This is a genomic window from Rhizobium sp. CC1099 (assembly GCF_029714385.1).
GTDB lineage: Bacteria > Pseudomonadota > Alphaproteobacteria > Rhizobiales > Rhizobiaceae > Rhizobium.
In genome coordinates this window covers 466,924-484,397 of sequence record NZ_CP121641.1, presented here as the reverse complement: position 1 = coordinate 484,397, position 17,474 = coordinate 466,924, and the positions used below count along the sequence as shown (strand labels likewise).

Here is a 17,474-nt window from a genome sequence, read left to right as displayed (position 1 = left end):
TATAGAAACATGGGACAGTGTTGCTGCCCCATCCAGTTTTGTGTCGCATTTTTGGCGTTTTATGTCGCGCATCAAATTGAACATAACCCACCTAACAAAGCCTTTTCAGCCTCTGCCAGAGCTTCTGAATCGTCTTGCGACGGGAACAAGTGCGAGTAAGTGTCGAGGGTCTGAGCGATATTGCTGTGGCCCATACGCTCCTGAACCATCTTCGCAGATAGTTCTAAGCCGCCGTCCACTTTTCGATTGATGCACCAAGATTCGGTGCCCTATATCAACCGCAACCGGGGGATATCGGATGAAAAGACTAGCAGTTTTGGCGTTTGCGTTGTCCCTACCTTCAATGGCCATGTGGGCGAGAGTAGCTGCACTTCGGCGATCGCGTCATGTGTTTGGACCGAGGAGCGCCGCGGTAGTCGCTGTACGGACGGACGTAGCGGTTGCACTCGGGGCAGAGATAGACTGATGAGGAGGGCGCGTGGCTGATGTGGCAGTCTTCGAGTTCGCCCATCAGATTGCGTCTTTTAGCTACGGTTAGCTTTGTCATGTCTCAAGTGGGGATCGTGTCCCGGCACGTGGTGTAGGTTTTGAGGAGTAAGGTGGCCATCAGTGTTTTCCGGTAGGGTCGGGTTGTTCAAGACCAACCTGACGGAAAGACCACCGATGACCAATGACATGATGAACGTGCGCTCGCTTGTTGAGAAGAGCGCCGATGCCGATTTATTGCGCGAGATGATTGGCTTTGCAGCCGAGCGGCTGATGGAGCTGGAGGTTGGCGGAGCCACCGGCGCTGACTTCGGCGAGAAGAACCCGATGCGGCTCGCTCAACGCAATGGCTACCGTGATCGGGATTGGGAGACGCGAGCCGGAACGGTCGAGCTTCGCATTCCCAAGCTGCGCAAGGGCAGCTACTTTCCGAGCTTCCTCGAACCACGTCGGATGGCGGAGAAGGCTCTGACGGCTGTTATCCAGGAGGCTTATATCCAAGGCATCTCGACGCGCTCAGTCGATGATCTCGTCAAGGCGATGGGTATGAGCGGCATCTCCAAGAGCCAGGTGAGCCGCCTGTGCGAAGAGATCGACGTCAAGGTGAAGGCGTTCCTCGATCGTCCCATCGAAGGCGATTGGCCATACCTTTGGATCGACGCGACTTACCTCAAAGTCCGGCGTGGTGGTCGCATCGTCTCCGTCGCCGTCATCATCGCCGTCGGTGTCAACAGCGACGGGCGGCGTGAGGTTCTGGGTATGGAAGTCGGCACGTCCGAAGCTGAGCCGATCTGGACGGAATTCCTGCGCAGGCTGACACGCCGGGGTCTGCGGGGCGTCAAGCTCGTCGTCTCCGATGCGCATGAAGGGCTCAAGGCCGCGGTCACCAAGGTTCTCAGCGCCACCTGGCAGAGGTGCCGGGTTCACTTCATGAGAAACGTCCTGGCACATGCCGGAAAGAGCGGCAGGCGGGTCGTATCCGCTTTCATCGCAACGGCCTTTGCCCAGGAGACCCCGGAGGCAGCAAGCGCTCAATGGCGCAGCGTCGCCGATCAGATCAGGCCGAAAGTGCCGAAGCTCGCCACCATCATGGACGATGCCGAAGAGGACGTGCTCGCCTACATGACCTTCCCGAAAGAGCACCGGGCAAAGCTGCATTCGACGAATCCAATCGAGCGTCTCAATGGCGAGATCAAGCGACGCACCGAGGTCGTCGGCATCTTTCCGAACGACGAAGCCATCGTCCGTCTCGTCGGCGCACTGCTGCTCGAACAGAATGATGAATGGGCCGTCCAACGCGCCAGATACCTGACACTTGAGACCATGGCGCAAATGAGCGATGATCCCCAAATCAGTCTGCCCGCTGTGGCACGCTGATATCCCTCCGGCCCTATGTCGGAAAGCACGGCCATCAGCCGCGAGCTACACCACTTCCATGGACACGATCTCAGTGGGCTTTCTACCGACAGATGAACCCCACTTTTGCATTGATCCAGAGATAGTTTGTAGGAGGCTACGCAGAGCGCGTTTCTCGATTTTGAAGCCGGGCCTCTTTGAGAAAGATTTCAAGTGGGTCTTCCTCGTACGATACGCCATTGATGGATGATGTCCGGTAGATCCGGACTGTGAAGCAGGCCCTCATCTTCATAGAAATAGAGCGTGCAGCGCTGCTCGTTGCCATGTGGCAACCCAGTCCTGCGGAATTGTTTCTCCACCTTTCGTCCCCCGAGGTTGCCGATGCCGGTTCTGAGGAACGAACGGCATGAGAGGCTTTCATTATTCTGGGTGAATCCGGCTTACGTCGCGGAGGAATATCGTTGACTGCTTCGCTCTGGCCGGTCTTCCACCCAATGTCGTGACTTCCTCTGTGAGGATATAGCCGACGCTCTGAAGTGTGTTTGCCAAATCGGCCATCGAACGATTGTCTTCGATTGTCAGATGTCCGACCTGTTCAACCGGGCGCCTCAAATAGACAGCGTATCTAGCCATGTGCGTTTCCTTTTGGGTTGCATCAAGATGACGATGAACGCCTGTGAGTCGCAAGTGCAGTTCGGCAACATTCTCGGCTTTGCACACAGCCGCTCACGTTGTCCGACTTCTCCACAAGCAACTGCGCGACTTTCCCAAAAATAACCGGGGATAAGATGTTGGTAAGGAAGGGTAATAAAACCAGCATTTACTGGGTTTTGATCCAAAGCTTCCAAGTGTCAGAAGGGCTATAGACCACTGTGCATGCCAAGCGGCTTACCCACCCCCCCGGTAGGGGTCAGAGCCTTCAAAAAGGTCTTTTGGGGAGGGCCTGCGTTGATGGGCCTGCGTCAGGCACGGTTCCCGTGCGGGCTATGGCCTAGACAAGCGGATTACCTATCTGCGAGTCGTATTCTAAATTATTGTTTTATGGCCGTTCTTTGGAGCATGTAGCATCCATGTGGCAAGAGCTACAGCTTGATTTTACTCCTGCCCTTGGGTTTCCAACTTACATAGGGGATTTCAGGCTCATTCATCAGGGCGGCAAACACTTGTAACATATAGCACCAGAAGATAATCGCGTCAGAGTCTCGGGGGTGCGGTATCACACCGCTGCGTCGTGCTCTTCGAGGCCGGCCGAGAGAGTGCGCTAGGCTCAAGGTGTGGTCTTGGCAACGAACCATCTCGGCTTCGGCGGCCCCGGAACTGTACGTGATTCGGCCGCAGGAGCCGATTCGTGCTACACTGCGGACCAGCCGACCTTGGCCACCTGTGTTCGAGAATATGACCAAAGTAACCGCTTTACCCGACGGAGTGGATTTCGACGTCGCCGCTGATGAGACCTTGCTTGAGGCGGCTCTCAGATCGGGTGTGCCATTTGCCCACGCATGTGGCGGCCGGGCGAAATGCTCGACATGCCGCGTTTGGGTTCTCGATGGCCTGGAGGCTTGCCCGGGCCGAAATCCGGATGAAACCTTGATGGCGGACCGGTTGAGATTGACGGATGAGGTTCGGCTGGCCTGTCAGCTTAGGCCGGAAGGCAAGCTTCGCGTCCGACGCCTGGTGTTGGACGAAACCGATATGATAATGACCAGCCAACTTTGCAGTTCTGCTGGGACGCGTTCTGGCGAGTCAAAGCGTGTTGCAGTCTTCTTTAGCGATATCGCCGATTTCACGGCGCTGTCGGAGCGCCTTTCGCCCTATGACGTTATGTATCTGCTGAACCGCTACTTCGCCCAGGTCGGTGACATTATCGAGCAGAATGGCGGTTTCATCGACAAAATTCTCGGCGATGGGCTCATGGCAATATTCGGCGTCGACGACCAGCCTGACGCTCCAATCCGCTCCGTGAACGCCGCACTTCAGACCCTTGCCACAGTTGATCGTTTGAAGCCGTTCTTTGCCTCGATGTATGGCATCAATTTCGATATTCGTATCGGCCTCAACTATGGCGAAGCCGTCATCGGCACATTGGGTTTTGCTGGACACGAACGTCTCACGGCAATCGGCGACGTGGTGAATCTGGCCAGCCGGATCGAGGCCGCCAATAAAGATGCCGGTACGCGGCTGCTGATATCCGAGGCTCTCCGCGACCAGATCGCCGACCAGGTGGAAGTCGCGGACTTCGTCAGGGTACGCCTTCGCGGTACCGGCGAGCGCACAAGCCTGTTCGAAATCATCAGGCTGAAGCCCGAAATCGACGCCAAGCTGAATGCCAAAGGGCCTCGCGAAACCATCCGTCACGGCGGCAGGAACTGGGTTCGCGCTTTTGCCGAAGACGAGCTGCAGCCCCACGAACGCCGGATTCTCGATTTTGAAGATTACGATATCGTCGTCGTTCGCGGATCCGACAGCTATTGCGCCTTCAACAATGCCTGCCCGCATCTTCATCTGCCGCTCTTCGAACGCCGAAGTTCCGCTCAGGTCGAAAAGCTGAAGCTCCCACACATGGAGAGCACGATCACCGGAGATCTTGGCTTGGTCTGCCGCTGGCATCAGAGTTGTTTCGACCTGTTTACTGGCGAAATCAGGCAGTGGGCGCAGTTGCAGCAGGATGGTACTGCGCCGGGCTATGAACACACGGGTGACATTTCGAAAAACCGCGAAAAGCTGATCGTATACCCCTGCCGAAAGCAGGACGGCTTTGTGTGGATCGGGCTCGAGTGAAAACGACGGTCCGATATTTCAGTTTTTTCCGTCGCGATCCTATGTCGCCGGCTTTTGGCGCGAAGGCGTCCTGGCCATCGCCGTTGCTGCAAGAGGGAATGCGTCTCGTGCCTGTGAAAACGGCTGACCAGCAGGCCCTGACTGTTTTGATCAAGACGCGTGCATTGTTCATCCGACAGAGAACGAAGGCCTTTAATGCCATCCGAAGCCATCTGGCAGAATTCGGACTGATTGTCGGCACCGGTACAGTCCGGTTAGAGGCTTTAGCCAGGTCCTGGACGGCGATCAAACAGGTCGCGTCCCTTCTGCTGTAGGCCATGCAGTTTCCGCTATTTTGGATGAGGTTGATGCGCTCACAGAGAAAATTGCCCGCTTGGAACGCGACATCACCTCGTTGTCCAAGACAGACAACAACGTTATTCGTTTGATGACAATTCCAGGGGTGGGACAAGTTACGGCGTCCACGATCAAGGCATAGGTACCAGATCCTGCTGCTTTCAAATCTAGCAGGCAATTTGCATCATGGCTTGGCCTCACGCCCAGAGCTCATGATAGCGGCGGCAAGAGCCGACCCGGGAGAATTTCAAAGCGCGGCAACCCGACATTACGATCCTTACTCGTGCTCGGTGCTATGGCAGTAGTTCGCGTGGCGAAAAAAGGCCGGAACGCAATCCCCTGGCTGAAAACTCTCGTTGCCAGGCGGCCCTATAAAGTCGCTGCTGTCGCAGTTGCAAATATGACCGCGAGAATAGTCTGGGCCTTGCTTACCGAAGGCGGAGTATATCGTCGACCTGAAGCCAAACCGGTATAGCGCTGACCGATCGGTCAAGCAATAATCGGTGTAGCATTTAATATTCTGGACGTAAGCTATGGTCATCTCTGAGCAGAAACAGCCCGTGGCGAAGAATGTGCTCAAAGCACGGTGCTGTAAATGGTCGTATTTGCTCGCGTGCAACAGACAGGCATGCGAACTATCTCGCAATGCCGTATCTCTCTCTCTGCAGCCATCGCCAAAAGACCGGGAAATGTTTGCACTGAGCGGGCCATCTGAAAAGGTGGCCCGTATTCCCGCCGTACATGCGTGATCAGCCGTCAAGGACAATCTACTGCTGAGCCGGAGCCGCTGGAGGAGTGGCTGGCGCCGGAGTTGCATTGTTGTCAGCCGGCGCGGACGGCGTCGCCGGTGCTAGTGCAGGCTCCGAATTCGTCGTTGAAGCCGTTGTCGCAGGGTCCGTATCCGGCTCATCGAGCCACTCTACGATTGCGAAAGCCGCAATCGCGAAGACCACGATACCGGCGATCCAAGCGCCCCACGAGGGCCGGTTGCGAGCCGGTGTGGTGCGTAGGTCAGGCTCGCTGGTCGGTTTAAGCGGGCGGTTCGGGTCGTTCGGGTTGTTTGGGTCGTATGTCATGCCACTTTCCTTATCTTTGGTGGAAGAGAAATGAAGCGATGGCGTGTTTGTTCCGCGTGTCGGTCGGCAGCTCGATCAGGAGAATGGCCGGGCCTACAAAGAAAAATCAGCTCTCTTCAAATAGCAAGTATTGGGGCCGAAGCGCAGCAATACTTGGTCGTGCGGGAGGCGACTGGTCGGCCGTATGTATCCTTACATCATTTCGTGCCGGTTACATCCCGCAATTGTCTGACCAGCTCTGCAATCTGTGGATCGTCCGGCCGTTGGCGGGCCAGCGCCTCGGCATATTCCAGTGTCTCCGGGAAACGTCTGAGCTTCAGTCCATACCTGACTACGGTGCCGAGCAGATCGGCGTCGAGCTCTCCACCCGCAACCGCGCGACCGAGCAGGTCGAATGCTTCCTGCGTCCGACCGAGCGAGTCGAGTGCGATCGCAAGCGTCGTCTTGTACCGGGCATTTCCCGGATCCAACCGTATGGCTTCATCGAGTTCCCGGATCGCCTGTGGCATTGCTTTCTCGCGAACGAGCGACAGCGCGTGTCCGTAGCGCAGATCTGCGTGATCAGGCGAGATCGCGATGGCTTCGGCGTAGGCGCGTTCCGATTTGTCGTTTTGCCCCTTGGCGCGGTAGAGTTCGGCGAGGTTGATATGCGGACCCGCAAGCGCCGGGTCGAGCACGATCGCCCGGCGAAACGCCTTTTCCGCCTCTCCGGCGCGCCGCTGGCCGAACAGGAAGGTTCCGTAGTTGTTCTGTGCCTCGGCGACGTCGGCGTTGGCCGCGACATAGGCACGCAGGTCTTCGGCGGCGGCGTCGAAGCTCTTTCGTTGATCGCCAAGGAGATCCAGCGACGGTGTGCTGCCGAGTGCCGTCGCTGCAGCCACGCGTACAGCGCGGGTTTCATCACCGAGCAGCTTGCCGATAGCGTCCAATCTAAACTCGGGCGGCACGTTGCCGGCCGCCTCCGCCGCCCCCAGCCGGACCAGAGGATCGGAGTCGCCTGCGGCCACTTTTATGTCAGTGACGACGTCCGCTCCGCCGATGCGGCTCATCTGCGCGATCGCGCTGCCTCTGACGATGCCAGCATTTTCTTTGTCCACGACAAGCTTGCGCAGGGCCCGGATCGAAGCCGGATCGCTTCTGGCGGCCGCGGCGAAAGCGTGCGCGATCGTCGAGCGCGCACGCCAACCGGTGCCGTACCACTTGTCCATGTTCTCCGCCGCCCAGGCATTGGTTTTGCCCTCGTGGCACGTCGTACATGCATTCGGCGTTCCATAAGCGGTGGAGAGATCAGGGCGCGGGATCACGAAGGAGTGGTCGCGCCTCGGATCGACCTTCATATAGGTGCGCTGCGGCATGTGACAGTTGGCGCACAGCGCGCCGCTCGAACCGGCCGGATGGTGAGTGTGGGCCGGGGTATCGAACACGCCGCTCGGGTCATTCTTGGCGAACCGCTCCGGCGCGGTTTCGGTATGGCATTGCGTGCACAAGGCATTGCCATCCGCCTTCAACGTTGCCTCGTGCTGCCTGTGGCAATCGAGGCAGGTGACGCCCGCTCTTGCCATCTTGCTCTGCTGGAAGGAGCCATACTCGAACACCTCGTCGAGAATCTGTCCGTCAGGAAAATAGAGGTCCGGACGGAGCAACGCCGGCGAAAGATAATCAAGAAATGGCTTCCCAGCAGCATAGCCGTCACCAAGCTTGATCCGCCTCGAGTGGCAACCGAAGCAGGTGTTCACGTCGACCTGCGATAGCCCCAGGCCGGGAGCGACGGGCATGGAAGCACCTTTCGACCTTGCCCCGGCCCACTCGACATGCTTGGCACCAGCGCCGTGGCAGGACTGGCAGCCGATGCTGGTCGCGACATAGGTCGATTTATAGTCATTCGTCTCCGGCTGGAAGTTGCGACGGGGATCGGTCGAATGACAGTCGATGCAGGTGCGGTTCCACCGGTAGAACGGACCTGTCCAATGATATGTCGAGCCCGGTTTTGGCGGCGTGCCTTCGCCAAGCCAGAACCATTCCTGCTTGCTGGTATCCCAGGCAATGTCGAGAGCCTGCAGCCTGCCGCCGCCCAGATCGACCAGATACTGCTGCAGAGGCGCATAGGCGAAGGTGTATTTGACCTCGAATTCCTCCTGCTTGCCATCCGGCCCTTCGGTCCGGACGAAGAAGCGGCCGCTGCGGCGAGAAAAGCTCGTGACGATGCCGTCGTGATGGAACCGGACATCGTTGAAATTGCCCCGCACCGTTCTGTCATTGGCGAGTGCCATCGCCTTGGCGTGGTGCGACTTGGCGAAGGCGGCAGCCTGTGCGCCATGACAGGATGCACAGGTCTTTTCGTCCACGAATCCGTCGTGGATGAAAATTCGCGGATCTGCGGCGGATGCCGGAGCCATCTCCTCCGCAAGGGTCTGTCCGGCGAGCGTAGGCAGGCACAGCGAAAAAGCTGCGTGGAGAATTGCAGTGCGCCCGATGCGAAAATGCAATCGAACGTTCCGCATCCACCGTCCTGGCAGAACTCGCGCATCGGGCGACAACGCGCGATCAAAGGCGTTGGACGAAGGATTTGCCGACAAACGCGCCGCTTTCATCGAACCTACCTTCACCAAACCTCCCATCGTGAATGGCACCCCACAAGGGCCCCGCTGAAAATCAGCGGATACGCACTGCTACTTCTCCCGGAAAATCCGCTTCCAGTCGGCCTTCATGTCGACCACGGTCCAACCGGTGATCGCTGCCGCATCAAGCGCCTTGTCAAGGCGGCCGAACTCAGTTTCACGGTCGTAGGCATATTCGCGTTCCGCATCTGTGTGATGAATGAGCATGCCGAAACGCGCAGGCCCACCGGCCATCGTCGTCCATTGCAGCATTTCCAGATCACCGTCGGAATTGCCGAAGGCGGCAATCGGCCGGCGGCCGATATACTCGTTGATCGCAACTGGCTTGCCTGCCTTATCGTCGATGAAGTTGACTTGCGGCAGGCGGTACAAGGTCGGCGTGTCGTCGCGCATCCTGAACTCGGTCTTGATCGACGAGCCGATAACCTGCTCGGGCGGGACGCCGTAGACTTGCTCCGCCCACGGCCGTATGAACTCGACACCACCACCCGAGACTATGAAGGTCTTGAAGCCGTTGGCCCGAAGATAGGCGAGCAGTTCGATCATCGGCTGATAAACGAGTTCGGTGTAGGGGCGCTTGAACTTCGGATCACGCGCACCCGAAAGCCAATCGGTAACGACCTTCTTAAAGTCGTCGCTGGTCATTCCCGCGTGGGTCGTCATGATGAGATCCACGAGGCCCTTTTCGCCGGATGCGGCAAGCATCTTCATGTCGCCTTCGAGCACCGCCTTGAACGGCTGCGTGTCCTTCCATTCCGGATGCGCCGGTGCAAGTACCTTCACGCGGTCGAGCGCAAAGGCGAGCTGCGTGTACATCGGATGCTCGGCCCAAAGCGTGCCGTCGTTGTCGAACACGGCGATGCGCTCGGATTCCGGGACGAATTCGGGCGAACCCGCCTTCGTCACTTTCTCGACGAAGGCGACGACGCCCGCCTTCGGGGCGGTGTCGCTCCAGGAGGGAAGAGGATCGGTCTGGGCGAGAGCGAGGGGGGCGACGAGCAGAGCCGCGGCGGCAGCCAGTATGACGCGGCGGATCAGTTGGGGGAGATCATACTTCGCGAGCATGGGAGACTCCGTATTGTTATGTTGGCGGCCGATCGCAAGGAGCGATCAGCCGCGCAGATTGACACTGTGCTACTGCCCTTGGCGTTGCTTGACTGCTGCCTCGATCTGCGCCTTCACAGCGTCGAGGTTGAAGCTTGCGCCCCTCTGCAGCGGCGGATACTCGATTGCCGTCTGGGCGAGCTTAGCCACCTCTTGCTGGACGAACACGAACCGCCAGAATTCATACACGAACCAGCCCATGAAAGAGCCTTGCGCGCCATCCAGCGTGCCGTTTTCCGGATCGCCAAAACGCTCGAAAGGATCGAGGCGCAGGTTTGTCAGGTTGGGTGCGTTGAGCTGGTTCTTGACGCCGATCCAACCATGGGGCTGGTCAATGAAACGATACTTGTAGTCGCCCACGCGCACCGCTCCGAGAGTGCTCTCGCCAAAATAGAAGACTTCTTGCCTGGCTGAGGGTCCCTTGCCGGTGACCAAGTCCATCTGATTGTAGCTGTCGAGATGGTTCTTGTAGGTTTTGTCGCCGATAGTTTTGCCCTTCAGCAGTTCCTCCTTGATGTTCGGGTTGCCGGCAGCGGCAACGAAAGTGGGGAACCAGTCGAGGCCGGAGATGATGCCATTTTCGACCGAGCCGGCAGGCACTTTGCCGGGCCAGCGTATCATTGCGGGCGCGCGGAAGCCGCCTTCATAGACGGTGCCTTTTTGCCCCCTGAACGGCGTGTTGCCACCGTCGGGCCAGGTGAAGGTCTCGGTCCCATTGTCGGTCGTGAACACGACTATCGTGTTGTCGTCCACGCCCATGTCCTTCAACTTCTGCATGGTCGCGCCCACTATGTCGTCGAGCTGGGCCATGCCCGCTTCCTGAAGCGACCAGCCGTTCTCTGAATTGCGCAAAGCCTCGTATTTGGGCGACAGATGGGTCACGATATGCATGCGCGTGGGATTGAGCCACAGGAAGAACGGCTTGTTGTCCGCCTTCGCCTTGTCGAGCCACTTGAACGCGATGTCGCGGATTTCTTCATCCACAGTCTCCATCCGGTCCGGATAGAGAGTGCCGGCGTCTTCGATCCTCTGCTTGCCGACCTTGCCCCAGCGCGGGTCTACCGTTGCATCGTCGGTTTCGGTGGCAAAGCTGTGGATCATGTTGCGTGGGCCGACCTTGTCCAGCAGATCCTGCGGGTAGTTCGGGTGCGACGGGTCTTCCATGGCATCGAGGTGATAGAGATAGCCGAAGAACTCGTCGAAGCCGTGGACCGTGGGCAGGTACTCGTTGCGGTCGCCGAGATGGTTCTTGCCGAATTGCCCCGTGGCGTAGCCCAAGTCCTTGAGCGCCGTCGCGATGGTCATTGCTTCTGCCGGCAGGCCGACAGTGGCACCGGCTTGACCGACAGTGGTCATGCCGGTGCGGATTGGAAGCTCGCCGGTAACGAAGGCCGCGCGACCAGCCGTGCAGCTCGCCTCGGCGTAATAGTCGGTGAACAGCATGCCCTCGGCGGCGATCTTGTCGAGGTTCGGCGTGCGCCCGGCCATCATGCCGCGGTGATAGGCGCCGATGTTCCAGATGCCGACGTCGTCTGCCATAATGACGACGATGTTGGGTTTTTCCTGTGCCGCCAAGGGGTCGATCGCTGCTATCGCGGCAAAAGCCGAACCCAAAAGACCAAGCCAGGCGTCTTTAAATCTATACATTGTTCAAATTCCTCCCAACTGCCCGAGGCAGACCGGCGACCTGCGCCCTCGTTGAAACTGCCCAACTGCCACGTCGCCCAATTTCGCACTGAGCCGGTCAGCAATCGGGTCGCTTGGACTGTAGAGTCCTGCCGGCGGCCCCGGCTTTCTCCAGGGCCGCCAAAGGCATCTAGTTTCCGGTCGGAGCGGAAATGTTGACACCCTGCTTCTCGAGTTGATCCCGTACCGACTGCAGCATCTGGTACTTGGAGAGCTCGAGCGGGCCGTCGTAGCCCATGCTCTGCAGCTCGCGCGGCGGATACTGGACATAGGTCTTCATAAGGTCCTTGATCGCCGCGGAAATGGAAACTAGGGACCAGGTGTGCTCTGTATAGTTGTTCATAAATACGTCGTAGCGCTCCTGCGGGTCCTGCAATAAATCGAACACCTGCGGTACGATGGCGACGTAGGACTGGGCACCCTTCCAGCCCATGTTCGTATCGACGGCCAGGCCGCCGGTCGCCTGTCCGTTGTCACCGCGCAGGTTGAACACGGCCTTGTAGTGGCCGACGCGCGCGGCACCGGGCGTCAATTCGTTCTCAGTAAAGTAGAACCATTCCTTGCGCGCCGACTTGCCGTTGCCGAGCAGGATCGGCGACATGTCGTAACTATCGAAGATGATGGGCTTGTCTTCGCGGTCCTTGTCGGGCAGCGGCACCCCGCCGATGGCGGCGAAGGTCGCCATCAGATCGAGACCGCCAACGATGTCGTGGTTCTTGACGTCAGGTTTGACCTTGCCAGGCCATACGGCGATCGCGGGAACACGATTGCCGCCCTCGCGCACGGTGCCCTTGGTGCCGCGGAAGGGCGTGTACCCGGCATCCGGATAGACGTCCTGCCAGGCGCCGTTGTCAGTCGTATAGAAAACCAGCGTGTTCCTGTCCATGCCGGTTTCGCGCAGCCTGTCCATGATCCTGCCGATACGGGTGTCGAGTTCCACGACTGAGTCCGCATACTTGCTCTTCGAGATGGATTTGTGCTGGAACTCCGGGGCTGGAAGGTTTGGTTGGTGCACCTTCATGAAGTTGACGTTGATGAAGAACGGCTGATCCGGCTTGCTGGCGGCCGCATCGAGGAATTCAATCGCCGCCTTCTCGACATAACCATCGAAGTACGGGATGCCTACGACACCCGGCTTGCCGTCGATCACGGGCTTGTCGACGTACTGGCCGTTGATCTTGAAATCTTCCTTAACCTCGCCGCCAGCCTTGCCGGACAGCGAGCCTTTCGTCACCTTCTGGAATAGGGCCCGAGTTTCCGCGTCCATATCGGGGAACCAGGTGGGATCGGCGTAGGTGTAGGCGTTGAGATGATAGAGGCCGACATATTTCATTTCGTCATAGCCCTGCGCGATCGGCAACGCGTAGTCTGCCTCGCCAAGGTGCCACTTGCCCGTGAAATAGGTCTGGTAGCCGCCGCGCTTCAGCACCGACGCCAATGTCCATTCAGCTGCAGGCAGGCCGCCACCCTGGCCTTGGAAGGCAACCGTCGTCATGCCGCTTCGGTTTGGAATACGTCCGGTCTGCATCGCGGCGCGGCCAGGTGTGCAACTCGGCTGGGCGTAGAAGGAAAAGAAGGTCATGCCTTCGTCCGCCAGCTTGTCGATGTTCGGCGTCGGCATGCCGCGGCCCTCCCCGCCGCCATAGGGCCCGAGATCACCGTAGCCTGTGTCGTCCGAAACGATGAACAGAATGTTGGGCTTTGCTGGCGCTTCCTGGGCGTGCAGGGGCGATGCTGTAGACCAAAAAACGGTTGAAGCAGCCACTGCTCCAATTCCATAGCTTATCCTGCGCTTCATCTTGAGTTCCTCCCGTGTGATTTCCGGCTGAACGATGATTCATCCAAACGCACGACGGCAACCGAGCGCCGCCGGTCGCGTATTCACTCTGAATTCAATCGAAACAACTGGAGCAATTTCAATTTGTGGACGCCCTTCAGCGGGAATGGCATCCAGCCTGAGCATCCGTTGTGGATGGTCAAGGACACACTCATGGCTCGCACCTTACCGAACGGCAATCCGCGCCGATATTGTACCTTCGGGCAACCATGGATTTTTATAAGCTTCTTGAAATATATTTAAGCGGTTGCAAGGTCGATGCGACTTGGCTTAACTGCTATTTGTCGATTAGCTTTTTCTGGGGGAAGGCTATGGGCTTGGGGCGCAAGTGGGCGTTTCGATCGGACCGGCTCGGTCGGTGTGCGGCCCTCTGTTGCTTTTTCCTCGTAATGGTCGCTTCGATGCCATCCGTGCCCATGGAGACCGTGAGCCGGGTTCCCCGTGTTCTAGTTCTCTACCCATACGATGAACGAATAGCAGCGACGACCGCCGCCGGAGAGGCCGTGAGAAAGCGACTGCTGGATGCCACCCAAGGAAAGATCGATCTTTTCTCCGAATTTCTCGACCTTTCGAGATTTCCGGAAAGCGCCCACGTTGATCGTATGGCTCGATATCTTTCCGCCAAATATGCTGATCGTCGTCCTGATGTGGTCGTTGCGCTCGGCGAGCAGTCGGCAAGGTTCATCGTTGCAAACCGCAAGCAGCTTGCAGAGAATGCAAAAATAATCCACGCAGGCTTCAGTAGCTCCACCGCCGAAAAAATAGACTTGCCCAGCGATGTGATCGGTGCCTTCACCGAGTTTGACATCTTAAAGACTGCGGAGATGGCGCGCGGACTTCAGGCCGAGGCGCGTTATCTCTTCATTATCGGAGGATCATCAGAATTCGATCGGTGGTGGCTCGCTACGGCGCGGGCCGACCTTGCGGCATTCTCCAAGGACTACGAAACGACCTACCTGGAGGACCTGACGATCGACGAATTCACCAAGCGGGCCGCGGAGTTTCCCCGTGACAGCATCGTCCTCGCGCTGACGATTTTCAAAGATAGTGCCGGCCGCAATTTCATTCCGCGTGAAGCGATCAGACAAATATCGCGGACTGCCAGCGCTCCGATATACGGTCCGTATCCCACCTACATCGATTACGGCGTTGTCGGTGGCAACGTTGTAACGTTCGAGTCGTTGGGCATGACCGTGGCGGACCTGGCACTCGACGCTCTCGCCGGCAAGCCGATCTCCAACGTCGAGTCTCCCCAGACCTATATCGCAGACGCGAGGCAACTACAGCGCTGGGGACTGCCGGAGAAGAAACTTCCTCCAGGCACGGTCCAGATGTTCAGGGAACCGACCTTCTGGGAGCAATACTGGTTCGCCGTGGTTGCGGCACTTGCCGTCATCACGACACAGGGGATCGTCATCACCGGTCTGCTTATCGAACGCCGCCGCCGCCGGAAGGCGGAGTTCGAATCGCGCCGCCGTCTCCTCGAAGTGGTTCATCTCAATCAGTCCGCGACAGCCGGCGCGCTGTCCGCCTCGATCGCGCACGAACTCAACCAGCCGCTGGGTGCCATCCGCAGCAACGCGGAAGCGGCTGCAATCATTCTTCGATCCGAGAGGCCCGATCTCAAGCTGATCGAGCAGATCCTGATAGACATTCAAGACGACGATCAACGCGCCGGCGATATCATTTCCCGGATGAGAGGCCTGCTTAAGAAAAGAAGCGAGATTGACTGGCAGGAGTTCGACCTCAATGAAGTGACGACCAGGGCCATACTGATCCTCCGCGGCGAAGCCGAGCGGAAGGGTGTTGTTGTCAGTTCCAACCGGGCTGCACGGGAGCTGCCGGTCAGAGCCGACAAGATCCATGTCCAGCAGGTTATTCTCAACCTCGCGACCAACGCCATGGACGCGATGCTGGAGATGGTAGCGACTGAAAGAAGGCTCGTGCTTGAGACAACGCTGACGAAGGAATCCCAGGTCGAGCTGTCGATTTCCGATACGGGCCGCGGTATCCCTGACGAACAGCTCGCCTGTGTTTTCGAGCCGTTCTATACTACAAAGCCGACCGGGACAGGGCTCGGCCTTTCCATCGCGCGCGCGATAGTCGAAACCTATGGCGGCAAGATCTGGGCCGACAACCGCCCCGAGGGCGGAGCTGTTTTTCGTGTTGTGCTGCCTCTTGCCCGAAGCGGATAAATCAATTGGAAGCCGTCGTTCACATCGTCGATGACGACCAATCTTTCCGGACAGCAGTCGGACGGCTGCTGTCGGCGTCAGGTTTCCGCGTGGCTCTCTACGAATCAGGCGATCAGTTTCTCGCGCAGTTGCCCGCCACCGAGCCTGGTTGCGTCCTCCTCGACCTCCAACTGCCTGGGTTGAGCGGTCGGGAACTGCAGGACCGCCTTTTGGAGAAAGCGCCCCTGTTGCCGATCGTGTATCTCACAGGCCAAGGCGACATAAGGGCTAGCGTCAGTGCAATGAAGGCCGGCGCGGAAGATTTTCTGGAGAAGCCGGCGTCCGGCAATATTCTGTTGGAGGTGATCCAACGAGCGCTGGTCAAATACGAAAAGCGGCGTGAAGAGCACGACCGTATTCGCGCGCTTCAGGTTCTGGTGGCTGGGTTGACCCCTCGCGAAGCCGAGGTCTTCGGCCTGATCGTGCGCGGCCACCTCAACAAGCAAATCGCCTATGCCCTTGGCACCTCCGAGAGGACCGTGAAGGCCCATCGGCACAGTATCATGGAAAAACTTGGGGTTCGTTCGTTGGCCGAAGCGGTGTCCATCGCCGAGAGAACCGGCCTCCTCGATCCCGACGCGAGACCGCTGCAGCGTTCATGAGCGTGCCGTTTCCCCTTAGGACAATATCCGACGTACCGTGGAAGGCCTACAGTCATATGCACGAGCCGAACATCCTCCACACGAGCGAAAGAGAGGCACAAGTTGGAGAGCCTGCGCCGCACGGTGGCGATCGTTGAGGACGATGCAAGTATGCGAAGAAGCGTCCTGCGGCTGCTGAATGCCCACGGAATTCTGGCGGAGGAGTATACGTCGGCGGAATCGTTTCTCGGTCGCGATGTGGGAAGCAATGTGGAATGCCTTGTTCTGGATGTTGATCTGGGCGGCATGTCGGGGATCGAGCTGCAACGCCGATTGAAGGAGTCTGGCTCCGGCGTTCCGGTGATCTTCATCACTGCTCTCGAAGACGACACCCTGAAAGTTGAGGCGACACAAGCAGGTTGCATCGCCTATCTACGGAAGCCGTTTCCGGCCGCCTTGCTGATCGACGCCATCAACGACGCGTTCGAATCACAAGGTCCATCTTCATCGGACTGACAGCGGAAGAATCCAGGTTCCCTCGACAATCACGCTTTTTCAAGTAAATCATATTTCGCTATCTGATTATTCCCACGTCGTGAACCGACCTCTCGTCCAAACACGTGCGCTCGAGAAGGTGGCGTCGAAGGGCACGCGACAGATAATTATGTCAACGACGTAGAGTTATCTTCGCCTCTTGGTCCCGCTTGCGATGCGAAGCTGATCGAAGAACTTTCTCGTCTTCGCTAGACGATCAGCAGCACGGAACCGGTGCCAAGCAGTACCAGCGTCCATACGAGATCTACGTTGAGCCAGGCGCTGCGCAATATCTCGAGCCCGATCCAGCGATAGACCGCCAGGGCAACGAGGCTTGTAACCGCCAACATCGCAAGTGTATGGACGCCGACCGCGGCGATCGCGATGGCGGCAGACCCATCCCCACCGATTTCGCGCAATGGTGAATCCGCGAGACAAAGTGGTATCAACGCTGGCAGGATCATCAGTCCGGCCCCATGGGCCGTCGCCATCAGGAACGACCAGAACGCCAGGCCGGCAAGCCCCGTGCGCATGCCGATACGAACGCGACGCCCGTGTCCGACGAAATGATGCCACACAGCCCAGCCTATGAGGCCGGCTCCAGCAACCGTGCGCACGGCAGCCTGGTCCACGAAGAGGCCGGCCGCGACCAGGGCTCCAGCCACCAGTGCTATCGATACGGCGTGTCCGACGGCGATGGCGGGCACTGCCTGAACCACGGCGGCAGAACTCTGCCGGTGAACGCCAAGCGCCACGGCAAACAGCCATCCCATCGCCGGGTTGAGACCATGAAAGGCTCCTAGTCCCGCCAGCAATATCCATGGCCAGAGTTCGTTCATAGGCGCCTC

The 17,474-nt window shown here is 58.5% G+C and carries 12 protein-coding genes and 1 pseudogene; 6 read left to right on the top strand and 7 right to left on the bottom strand.

Annotated features, from left to right (window positions below):
• Positions 1-71: 71 nt before the first annotated feature.
• Positions 72-260: pseudogene (locus tag QA644_RS02370) on the bottom strand (site-specific integrase); the annotation flags it as partial.
• Between the two features lie 403 nt (positions 261-663).
• Here QA644_RS02370 and QA644_RS02365 point away from each other — a divergent pair.
• The 3 genes from QA644_RS02365 to QA644_RS02355 all read left to right on the top strand — a co-directional run bounded on the left by QA644_RS02365 (position 664) and on the right by QA644_RS02355 (position 4,934).
• Positions 664-1,863 carry an IS256 family transposase gene (locus tag QA644_RS02365; protein ID WP_283070916.1) on the top strand — a complete coding sequence of 400 codons (1,200 nt, stop codon included), beginning with the start codon at positions 664-666 and terminating at the stop codon, positions 1,861-1,863.
• Positions 1,864-3,432: 1,569 nt separating this feature from the next.
• Positions 3,433-4,620 carry an adenylate/guanylate cyclase domain-containing protein gene (locus QA644_RS02360; protein ID WP_283070913.1) on the top strand — a complete coding sequence of 396 codons (1,188 nt, stop codon included), beginning with the start codon at positions 3,433-3,435 and terminating at the stop codon, positions 4,618-4,620.
• Positions 4,617-4,934 (top strand): hypothetical protein, encoded by a 318-nt coding sequence (locus tag QA644_RS02355; RefSeq protein WP_283070911.1) that lies wholly within the window; start codon positions 4,617-4,619, stop codon positions 4,932-4,934. The genes QA644_RS02360 and QA644_RS02355 overlap by 4 nt, the downstream gene beginning before the upstream one ends.
• Positions 4,935-5,723: 789 nt before the next feature.
• On the opposite strand, the gene QA644_RS02350 is transcribed toward QA644_RS02355, so the two are convergent.
• The 5 genes from QA644_RS02350 to QA644_RS02330 all read right to left on the bottom strand — a co-directional run bounded on the left by QA644_RS02350 (position 5,724) and on the right by QA644_RS02330 (position 13,238).
• Complete coding sequence (locus QA644_RS02350; protein ID WP_283070909.1) at positions 5,724-6,032, bottom strand: hypothetical protein; 309 nt, start codon at positions 6,030-6,032, stop codon at positions 5,724-5,726.
• A gap of 197 nt (positions 6,033-6,229) precedes the next feature.
• Positions 6,230-8,428: a tetratricopeptide repeat protein gene (locus QA644_RS02345; RefSeq protein WP_283072436.1), complete on the bottom strand. Its 2,199-nt coding sequence runs from the start codon at positions 8,426-8,428 to the stop codon at positions 6,230-6,232.
• 273 nt (positions 8,429-8,701) lie between these two features.
• Positions 8,702-9,715, bottom strand: coding sequence for an HAD family hydrolase (locus tag QA644_RS02340; RefSeq protein WP_283070907.1), 1,014 nt, complete (start codon positions 9,713-9,715; stop codon positions 8,702-8,704).
• Positions 9,716-9,784: 69 nt separating this feature from the next.
• Positions 9,785-11,401, bottom strand: coding sequence for an arylsulfatase (locus tag QA644_RS02335; protein ID WP_283070905.1), 1,617 nt, complete (start codon positions 11,399-11,401; stop codon positions 9,785-9,787).
• A 169-nt stretch (positions 11,402-11,570) separates the two neighbouring features.
• Positions 11,571-13,238: an arylsulfatase gene (locus QA644_RS02330; protein WP_283070904.1), complete on the bottom strand. Its 1,668-nt coding sequence runs from the start codon at positions 13,236-13,238 to the stop codon at positions 11,571-11,573.
• 455 nt (positions 13,239-13,693) lie between these two features.
• Between QA644_RS02330 and QA644_RS02325 the strand changes: the two genes are divergently transcribed.
• The 3 genes from QA644_RS02325 (at position 13,694) to QA644_RS02315 (ending at position 16,608) form a co-directional block, all read left to right on the top strand.
• Positions 13,694-15,472 carry a HAMP domain-containing sensor histidine kinase gene (locus tag QA644_RS02325; protein WP_283072435.1) on the top strand — a complete coding sequence of 593 codons (1,779 nt, stop codon included), beginning with the start codon at positions 13,694-13,696 and terminating at the stop codon, positions 15,470-15,472.
• Positions 15,469-16,113 carry a response regulator transcription factor gene (locus tag QA644_RS02320; protein ID WP_283072434.1) on the top strand — a complete coding sequence of 215 codons (645 nt, stop codon included), beginning with the start codon at positions 15,469-15,471 and terminating at the stop codon, positions 16,111-16,113. The genes QA644_RS02325 and QA644_RS02320 overlap by 4 nt, the downstream gene beginning before the upstream one ends.
• 102 nt (positions 16,114-16,215) lie before the next feature.
• On the top strand, positions 16,216-16,608 hold the full coding sequence (locus QA644_RS02315; RefSeq protein ID WP_283070902.1) for a response regulator: 393 nt from the start codon (positions 16,216-16,218) through the stop codon (positions 16,606-16,608).
• A 227-nt stretch (positions 16,609-16,835) separates the two neighbouring features.
• Here the strand turns inward: QA644_RS02315 and QA644_RS02310 are convergent, their stop codons facing one another.
• Positions 16,836-17,465 (bottom strand): hypothetical protein, encoded by a 630-nt coding sequence (locus QA644_RS02310; RefSeq protein ID WP_194729036.1) that lies wholly within the window; start codon positions 17,463-17,465, stop codon positions 16,836-16,838.
• Positions 17,466-17,474 lie beyond the last annotated feature (9 nt).